General features: G+C 39.5%; 6 protein-coding genes, 1 pseudogene and 2 riboswitches. All 7 genes and pseudogenes read left to right on the plus strand.

Features of this window, described 5'->3' with window-relative positions:
• Positions 1-467 precede the first annotated feature (467 nt).
• The 7 genes and pseudogenes from ACQKEV_RS17300 to ACQKEV_RS17330 all read left to right on the plus strand — a co-directional run bounded on the left by ACQKEV_RS17300 (position 468) and on the right by ACQKEV_RS17330 (position 9,411).
• Positions 468-1,418 carry an AAA family ATPase gene (locus tag ACQKEV_RS17300; RefSeq protein WP_427448062.1) on the plus strand — a complete coding sequence of 317 codons (951 nt, stop codon included), beginning with the start codon at positions 468-470 and terminating at the stop codon, positions 1,416-1,418.
• Positions 1,415-2,629 (plus strand): DUF58 domain-containing protein, encoded by a 1,215-nt coding sequence (locus ACQKEV_RS17305; RefSeq protein WP_427448060.1) that lies wholly within the window; start codon positions 1,415-1,417, stop codon positions 2,627-2,629. Before ACQKEV_RS17300 ends, ACQKEV_RS17305 begins: the two co-directional genes overlap by 4 nt.
• The gene (locus tag ACQKEV_RS17310) at positions 2,626-4,827 is read left to right on the plus strand and encodes a transglutaminase-like domain-containing protein (protein WP_427448058.1); all 2,202 of its coding nucleotides are present in this window, start codon (positions 2,626-2,628) and stop codon (positions 4,825-4,827) included. Before ACQKEV_RS17305 ends, ACQKEV_RS17310 begins: the two co-directional genes overlap by 4 nt.
• Before the next feature lie 34 nt (positions 4,828-4,861).
• Positions 4,862-4,963: riboswitch (purine riboswitch) on the plus strand.
• 274 nt (positions 4,964-5,237) lie between these two features.
• Positions 5,238-6,776: a glutamine-hydrolyzing GMP synthase gene (gene guaA / locus ACQKEV_RS17315; protein WP_427448113.1), complete on the plus strand. Its 1,539-nt coding sequence runs from the start codon at positions 5,238-5,240 to the stop codon at positions 6,774-6,776.
• Between the two features lie 268 nt (positions 6,777-7,044).
• Positions 7,045-7,275, plus strand: coding sequence for a hypothetical protein (locus ACQKEV_RS17320; RefSeq protein ID WP_427448056.1), 231 nt, complete (start codon positions 7,045-7,047; stop codon positions 7,273-7,275).
• Between the two features lie 245 nt (positions 7,276-7,520).
• A pseudogene (locus tag ACQKEV_RS17325) lies at positions 7,521-7,616 on the plus strand (hypothetical protein); the annotation flags it as partial.
• Positions 7,617-7,721: 105 nt separating this feature from the next.
• Positions 7,722-7,823, plus strand: a riboswitch (purine riboswitch).
• A gap of 247 nt (positions 7,824-8,070) precedes the next feature.
• On the plus strand, positions 8,071-9,411 hold the full coding sequence (locus tag ACQKEV_RS17330) for an NCS2 family permease (protein ID WP_427448054.1): 1,341 nt from the start codon (positions 8,071-8,073) through the stop codon (positions 9,409-9,411).
• Positions 9,412-9,866 lie beyond the last annotated feature (455 nt).

Consider the following 9,866-nt stretch of genomic DNA (forward strand, 5'->3'; position numbering starts at 1 on the left):
ACGGCTTCAGTCTCCTCATCACTGCGTTCTTCCGGGGCCTTCAGCTCGCGCTGTTCCCGCTGAAGTCGCCACCTTCACTCCAATCATCAGAAACCGCTTAGTATATGTTTCTCTAAAGTAGTAAAGTGGTCGGTTATTTCTGAAGACTCCTGCGGAAAAAACGGAACTAGCTAGACCCCGCAGGCAGAGCCGAGGAGGCTGGCGTTTCGTCCGCGGAAAGCGAAAGAAATAGCCGACCACATTCTTTTTAGATTGAGTGTAAAATATACGAACTTGTTTTTTTCTATAGTATATTAATTAATAATCTACTGTCATCATTCTGAAGCTCACATGGAAATCATCCATGTGGGCTTTTCTTATAGGACAATAAGTTGTGAATTAGGATAAATTTAGTTAAACTAATGTTATAATGTGTCAATTTTCTAATAAATACAATAATTTAGTGGGACAAATGGGGGAATAGAGAGATGAGAAACCAAGAGAAAATACATGCTATTGTGGATAATATTGAACGAGTAATGATTGGAAAACGTGAAATTGCCGAATTAAGCGTAGTTGCATTAATTGCGCAAGGACATGTGTTACTGGAGGATGTACCGGGCGTTGGGAAGACCATGATGGTACGAGCCTTAGCAAAATCTGTTGGTGCTCAATTCAAACGAATTCAATTTACTCCGGATTTATTACCTTCCGATGTAATTGGTGTCTCGATCTACAATCCGAAAGATATGGAATTCCAGTTCAGACCCGGTCCGATTATGGGAAATATCGTATTAGCAGATGAAATCAATCGGACTTCCCCTAAAACCCAGTCAGCGCTTTTGGAAGGGATGGAAGAAGCATCGGTAACAATCGATGGAGAAACCATGATGATTCCGAAGCCGTTTTTCGTTATGGCAACACAGAACCCAATTGAATATGAGGGAACATATCCGCTTCCTGAGGCACAACTAGATCGTTTCCTGCTGAAACTTCGTATGGGCTATCCTTCACACGCGGAAGAAATTGAAGTGTTGAAACGCGCAGAAAAGTCAGCCCCAATAGAAGACCTGAATGCAGCTATCTCTTTAGAAGACTTAATCCTTTTGCAAAAAGAAGTAAAAGACATCGTTGTTGATGATACGATCAAAAACTATATTGTGGATTTAGCCAACCGTACAAGAAAAGATTCATATATTTATTTGGGTGTCAGCCCTCGTGGATCGCTAGCACTGATGAGAGCTTCACAGGCATTTGCGATGTTGAAAGGAAGAGACTTTGTAACACCTGACGATATTCAATATTTGGCACCTTTCGTCTTCAGCCACCGTATGATTTTACGATCTGAAGCCCGCTACGATGGCATTACTCCAGAAGAAATTGTGGAACGCATCTTGGCTAAAACGAATGTACCAATCAAGAGGTTAGTGAAACAATGAAGAAAATAAACTTTACTTGGGCAATTGGAGGGCGACTCCTTTTTGTCCTCTTTCTAGTCATTTTTTCTTTTGCCTTTGCCATGTTCCAAGGAGGGTTCGTCAGCTGGTTTATTTTTTATTCCTTACTCCCTTTTACCTTGTATTCCATTGCATTCTTCTTCAGTCCTATTTCGAAAATAGAAGTCGAGCGCTATATTCAAACTGCTCAAATACGTAAAGGCGGAAAACTGATTGCGACAGTGAAATTAAAAAGACCATCCCGTTTTCCGATGCTTTATCTTGTCATTCAGGAAGTTACTCAAAGTGCGCCCCTTATCAGGCATGCAAGTAAAAAATTGAAGGCGGTAAAAATGGTAGGATTTCATCGAACAATTGAATGGACTTATGAAATCGATCATATGCCACGCGGGGAACACGCGTTAGATGGTATAGAAATTTCCGTAAGTGATTTTTTTGGGTGGGTAAAAAAAACGCATGTACTGCCATTAAAACAAACGGTGATTGTTTACCCGAACGTAACGGAAATGATTTACATGCCTATTGAAACTCGATACGACCAAGGGGCAGCTGCTTCACCATTTACCATCGTGAAGGATACAACTATGGCAACGGGAGTTCGTGATTACCAACCCGGAGATCGCGTTTCCTGGATTCACTGGAAATCTTTTGCCCGTACCCAAACTTTACGTACAAAAGAGTTTGAAGATCGGCAGTCTCAGGATCTATTCCTATTAGTTGATCGGAAACCTTCTGATAGTTTTGAAGAACAAATTGAGTTGACGGCTTCGGTATTACAAGCGGTTGTGCGAAATCAAGCAAGTGCTGCTTTCTTGTCTTTAGGCGCAACACGCTTTTATTTCCCCGCTGTTCAAAGCGAGGAACAACTTCAACGAACGATGTTTCATTTGGCCAAAGTGGAAGCTGATTTGGCGCAACCAATCGAAAAGTTATTGCCGAAAGATCTGGCAATGTCGAGTGCAACTTCCATTTTGCTCATTACTGGCGAATTAACACCGGCGTTAATAGAGACAATACCAAGAGCTGCTAAAAACTTGCGCCAGTGTACCGTTTTTGTTGTCGTCAAAAAAGGCGTGAAATTATCAAAACAAGCCTTGACGGTTCATCAACTTGCCCGTTCGAGAGGAATGATCATTCATGTACTTTCTCAGGATCATTTCGCAAATGCCTTTACGGAGGTAGGTCGCACATGAAAATAGGTCTTCAAAATAAATGGCTTCAAGTCTTGTTTTATATCCTGGTGTTCTTCTTATTCCGTGAATGGTTACTGCCAGTTTTAGAGTTAACGGAAACCAATTATTTATCTGTTTTCTTAGCATTCATCGCACTTTGTTTTTTGTTCAGTTTCTTATCTGTTCCATGGTGGCTTTCTGCTGCAGGAAAATTAGTGTATATCACGTGGGTTATCATAATTATTTATACAGACGAAGTGTTTTTCACAAGAGAAGCCCTATCCTTCTTATTCGGAGAACTAATGACGAATGCAGGTGCACTATTCAGTCGTGACTGGTCACTAATTACGGATTCTTTCCGGACAGCCTTGTTTTTCTCTTTACTATGGATGACGGCATATTTAATTCATCATTGGATTAGTGTCCGAATTAACATTTTCATGTTCTTCTTCATGACGGTTGTCTTTATTGCGACATTAGATACATTCAGTCCGTATGAAGCGGATGGATCCATTCTTCGTGTCATGATTTTGGGATTATTACTTTCTGGTTTATTAAAAGTAACAAAAATAATGCAACAAAATCACATAACCATGACCCGAGAAAAGTTTGCATCTCTAGTTATCCCATTAGTAGCGCTTGTTGCCTTCAGTGCTGTCATCGGCTATTTACTTCCAAAAGCAGGTCCGATTTGGGAAGATCCCGTTCCTTTTATCCAATCCTTTGCTGAAGGGGCAGGAGCAGGCACAGGACCAGGAAGTGCCGGCAAAATCGGTAAAATCGGGTATGGAGAAGATGATTCCAAACTTGGAGGAGCCTTCAGATCAGATAACACGGTTGTTTTTGAAGTGATTGTGAAAACACCGCAATACTGGAAGATTGAGACGAAGGATACTTATACCACAAAAGGGTGGGAGCAATCTGTTTCTTCAAATGAAATTCGGAATTATACGATCGGCGACACGCTGGATACTGGATTCCCAACTGGTCCTGTAGAAGATCAAGACCTTGCCCAGTATACTTTTAGTTTAGAATATCCATTCTTAATGTATCCGTATGGTGCGGTTCAAGCGGATGCACCAGTAGAAACAACATTCTCAATTTCAAACAATACACAAAAAATCGAAACCTTCCAGGAGAACAAAGAAGTCAAGCTGAAAAATTACAACATATCTTTCAGTGAACCGTCTTACAGTTTAACCGCACTGCGAGCGACGTCTCTCGAAGACTTGTCTATACTTTCTCAAGACTTTTCTCGTTATTTGCAGTTGCCTGAAGAATTACCTGAGCGAGTTCGGGAACTTGCCCAAACCATTACAGAAAATGAATCCAATCTGTATGATAAAGCGCGTGCAATTGAACGCTACTTTCCTCGAAACGGATATATTTATGATCAAAAGAATGTTTCTGCCCCTGAAAAAGATCAGGACTATGTAGATCAATTTCTATTTGAAACCAAACGTGGGTATTGTGATAACTTTTCAACATCCATGGTTGTTATGCTCCGTTCTTTAGATATTCCTGCCCGCTGGGTTAAAGGATTCGCAGAAGGAAAAGAGATTCGAGCTGAAAATGGGGATAAAATGTATCAAGTTACTAATAATAACGCCCATTCCTGGGTTGAAGCGTATTTTCCGGGAATTGGCTGGATGCCATTCGAACCGACAATTGGTTTTAGCGGAACTGGAAATATTGATTACGATCTAGAGTTGGATTCGACAGAAGCACCTGAAGAACCAGTCGCCCCAGAGCAACCTGATAAACCTGAAGGGACTGATCGAGTAGAGAGTAAACCATTTTCGGAACAATTTACTGATATGTTGCAGAAATTTACATCGTGGATTTCAGATAATAAAGGACGCATCATTTTCTGGAGTATTGTCGCTATTGGATTCTCTTACGTCATGTTCCGTATCCGGAAAAAATGGATGCCAAAAATATTGATACCATACTACCGTTTGCGTAAAGATAATTGGCACTCCTTTGAGACGAGTTACCATCGTTTATTAAAACAACTCGACCTATATGGAATTCAACGGAACGAAGGACAAACACTTCAAACGTATGCAAAATACGTGGATTCATTCTTCGGCTCAAAAGATATGAAAGTGTTGACCACAGCTTATGAAAAAGGTTTTTATGGGAAAAATATAGAGTCTCATGAATGGCTTCAACTGAGAGAAAGTTGGGAAAATTTAATCAATCGTACCAGCGGTTGATTTTACGGCAGACAACCTGTAGAATTGAGAAAAATTATACAGACCGGTTTGCCCTCATATATGTCCGATAATATGGTTCGGATGTTTCTACCAAGTCGCCGCAAATGACTTGACTATGAAGGCGAGTGCATTCATGTCTATTTATGGACATTTATTTGCATTCGCCTTTTTATCGAGAAGAGACTTAATTGTCTTATAGCAAGCGTCTGTCCACACCTAATCTTGAGAAATTCAATTGGAACTATTTCCGATTCATTTCTTTTTGGATGGGGTTCGGGCATTAGTGACGCTTCTGATTTCTCGAGTAGTGCAAAAGAGCGCGTAGAAAGGTTTACTTTCGTACGCGTTTTTTCTATATTAGGGAGTCCGAAAATCAAAGTGAAGAGGTGGCCATATTGTCAGCAACTCCAATGTTGAAAGAACAAGAAAAAATCGTCGTACTTGATTTTGGAAGTCAATACAATCAATTAATTACTCGCCGTATCCGTGAGTTCGGTGTTTACAGTGAATTACATCCACATACAGTAACGGCTGAAGATATTAAGTCAATGAATGCTACAGGTATCATTTTCTCAGGTGGTCCAAATTCGGTTTACGATGAAAATGCCTTCCATATTGATCATGCAATCTTTGATTTGAATATCCCGATTTTAGGTATTTGCTACGGCATGCAGTTAATGTCCCAACACTACGGCGGAAAAGTTGAAAAGGCTTCACATCGTGAGTACGGAAAAGCTGAAATTACGGTTGTAAAGGAAAGTCTTTTATTTAAAGATTTACCTAAAGAACAAGTTGTCTGGATGAGTCACGGAGATCATGTAACGATTGCTCCAGAAGGTTTTGACATTATTGCGACTAGTCCATCATGTTCAGTGGCAGCAATCGCTGACGAATCACGCGGATTATATGCAGTTCAATTCCACCCTGAAGTACGTCACTCGGTTTATGGTATTGAATTAATTCGTCAATTCGTATTTGGCGTGTGTAAAGCTAAAGGTGACTGGTCAATGGAAAGCTTCATCGAGCTTGAAATTGAAAAAATCCGCCAAGAAGTCGGAGATAAAAAAGTATTGTGTGCATTAAGCGGCGGGGTGGATTCATCAGTCGTAGCCGTATTGATTCATAAAGCAATCGGCGATCAATTAACGTGTATGTTTGTTGACCATGGTTTACTTCGTAAAGGTGAAGCGGAGAGTGTAATGAAGACTTTCGCTGATGGCTTCCATATGAATGTCATCAAAATTGATGCACGTGACCGTTTCATGAACAAACTGGCTGGCGTTTCAGATCCTGAAACAAAACGTAAAATTATCGGCAATGAATTCATTTATGTATTTGACGATGAAGCTGCAAAACTTGAAGGGATGGACTTCCTGGCACAAGGAACGCTTTATACAGATATTATCGAAAGCGGAACTGCAACTGCCCAAACCATCAAGTCCCATCACAACGTTGGCGGACTGCCAGAAGATATGCAATTCAAATTAATAGAGCCATTGAACACGCTATTTAAAGACGAAGTTCGCGCACTTGGAACAGAACTTGGCATGCCGGATGAAATTGTATGGCGTCAACCATTCCCGGGTCCAGGTCTAGGAATTCGTGTTCTAGGAGCAATTACTGAAGAGAAACTTGAAATCGTTCGTGAGTCCGATGCAATTTTGCGCGAAGAAGTAGCAAAAGCAGGACTAGAACGCGACATTTGGCAATACTTCACTGTGTTACCTGACATCCGTAGTGTTGGTGTAATGGGCGATGCACGTACGTACGATTACGCAATCGGGATCCGTGCAGTTACTTCAATTGATGGAATGACTTCTGACTGGGCTCGTGTACCTTGGGACGTTTTAGAGAAAATCAGTGTCCGCATCGTCAATGAAGTACCGAACATCAACCGCGTTCTGTACGACATTACGAGTAAGCCACCAGCGACGATTGAGTGGGAATGATTTTTGAGGTTTCTCTAAAGTGATTTTTACCAACGTGCCACTATTTATTATTAAAATAAACTCCCTTCTATTCGTGTGTTTTGCGAATGGAAGGGAGTTTTTTTGTGACCAATATTCTTGAAGTAATAGAAGACTTCCAACTGAATCAGCAAAAAGAAGGAAGGAAAGAAGAGTACATTTATCTTTGCACTTATATGGAGTATTTACAAAATCAAAATTTAAAGATACTATCACAGTATAAAAGGACTAGAATGGTGGTTTAGGATAAATGGAAGTGTTTTTAGCAATTATTTCAATAATTATTATTTTTGGGGTTATCTTTTCGAATTTTGATTCTGTAGAGGACATAGAACCTAGTAGAGGATTAGTAAAATTTGGTGTTAAAACTGTTTATGGATTGTTTACTGATACCAAACGTACTCTTATCAAACTAGCAATTCTCTTCGGGGCGGTAATTTTATTAGCAATTAGTGGACTTGCTTTTTTAGCTAATCTATAAATATCGATATAAAAATATTGCATAACTCAAATAAAGACTCCTCACAAATAGTAGGGGTCTTTAAATTTGTTCATATACCTGCTATACCACAATCAAATACCAACACAATACGGGGTGTACTCCTATTAGCGTATATAACGTATAAATGAGGGGGGGAGACAATCAAAAGTAATTTTCAATAGTCCCTACCCAAATAAGGGTATGGGGTACTAATAAAACAAACTATATAGCCACCTTCTATAGTGAAAGTAAGTGTGCGTTTAGTCAATGAAGTACCTCATATTAACCGACTAGTGAACGACATTACGAGCAAGCCACCAGCAACGATTGAGTGGGAATAAACCGTTAAGTTGGAAATGAATGTTTATTTCCGAACTATAATGTCTGTTTTTGAATTAATGTTCGGAAAAACACTTGAAACTACTTTTAAATAATGTTATATTACTATTGAAATTAAATACTGTCGTCGTATAATGTCGGGAATATGGCCCGAAAGTTTCTACCGAGTTACCGTAAATGACTCGACTACGATTTAGAGAGATGGACCGATCCGTCTTTCTTACTTCTTATTAACTTTGGTTAATGGAGGAAATCGGAGGCATGCGACTTTTTGTTGCATGCCTTTTTGTTTTTTATAATAGAAAGAAGTAAACGTCAGCCAAATTCAATTCTGTGATGATCTGTTTTTATAAATAAGTAATCTAATACTAGAATGAGAGTTGAATTAAGAGGTCACGCTGAAACTTTCTATTATAGAAGAAACAAACGTGTACGCGACAACACGGAGGAATAAACATGAAAAAGTATTTTCAATTTGAAGAACTCGGAACGAACTATCGACGCGAGATTATCGGTGGGTTAACTACGTTCTTATCGATGGCCTATATCTTAATTGTTAATCCATTGACCTTGTCATTGAACTCAGTTCCAGATTTGCCCGACTCTATGCGTATGGATCCGGGAGCAGTATTTGTAGCAACAGCTCTAGCAGCTGCAGTGGGTTCACTCTTTATGGGTCTGATAGCCAGGTACCCATTAGCTCTTGCACCGGGAATGGGATTAAATGCTTTCTTTGCCTATACTGTAATCTTAACGTACGGAATTCCTTGGCAAACAGCTTTAACGGGTGTACTTTTTTCGGGTCTGATTTTTATCGGTCTTTCATTAAGTGGGATTCGCGAAACCATCATCAATGCCATACCTGCTGAATTAAAATATGCTGTTGCAGCAGGTATTGGTTTGTTCATCACCTTTATCGGCTTGCGCAACGCAGGGATTATCGTCAATAACGATGCAACACTAGTTGGATTAGGAGATTTATCAGCAGGGAATACATTATTAGCAATCTTTGGTCTAATACTAACTGTATGCTTTATGGTAAGAGGAGTTAAGGGCGGTATCTTTTATGGAATGCTTTTAACGGCGGCAGCGGGTATGATTTTCAGTTTAGTAGATGTTCCTTCTACTATTATAGGGAAGGTTCCAGACGTATCTCCAACTTTCGGGGCAGCATTTGAACCGATACTAAATGATCCAGGTTCATTAATGACAATTCAATTCTTAATCGTAGTACTGACATTCTTGTTCGTGGATTTCTTTGATACTGCTGGAACTCTTGTAGCTGTTGCCAACCAAGCGGGTTTAATGAAAGACAATAAGCTTCCTCGTGCGGGTAAAGCGTTGCTTGCAGATTCACTGGCAACTGTTACGGGAGCGATTTTCGGTACTTCAACGACGACTGCTTATATTGAATCAAGTGCAGGTGTAGCTGCAGGGGCAAGAACTGGATTTGCAGCGATTGTAACAGCGGTACTATTCTTACTAGCACTGTTTTTCTCTCCGGTATTGTCAGTTATGACTTCCGCGGTAACTGCTCCGGCGTTAATTATCGTTGGTATATTAATGGTTTCATCTTTGAATAAAATTGAATGGAATCGATTTGAAATTGCAGTACCGGCATTTTTGACGATCATTGCAATGCCTCTTACTTATAGTATTGCTACCGGGATTGCTATGGGGTTTATATTTTATCCTATTACAATGATTTTGAGTGGGAATATTAAGAAGGTTCATCCAATCATGTACGGCATGTTTGTTATTTTTGTTCTATACTTTGTGTTCGTGGCAGGGCATTAATCAATACGGGAGGGACAATACTTTTCATTAAGTATTGTCCTTCTTTTTGTTTATGAAAGTAGTTAAGAGGTATTTTCATAATTGTCATCATAATGTAACTTGATATAATTGAAATTTCTGATAATATAAAGAGATACAAAACATTTAAAAATAGTGTTGACTTATATAAGTGAGGCTGATATATTTATAAAGTTGCTGATTTGAAAGCGACAAGATAAATAAAAAGCAAAACTTTTTGTTGACATGACAATCTGGATTTGCTAAGATATAAAAGTTGCTGTTACAAACGGCGACAAACAAATGAACCTTGAAAACTGAACAGCAAAACGTCAACAATTAAGCGGAACGCACTTCGGTGCCGGAAGCACAACTTGAACTTAAACGTTCATTATAAACGTCATTAATTTGACGCCAGCAACAAAGTCGAGCTAATCGACTCACCTATTATGGAGAGT

Source organism: Paenisporosarcina sp. NPDC076907 (genome assembly GCF_050269735.1).
GTDB lineage: Bacteria > Bacillota > Bacilli > Bacillales_A > Planococcaceae > Paenisporosarcina.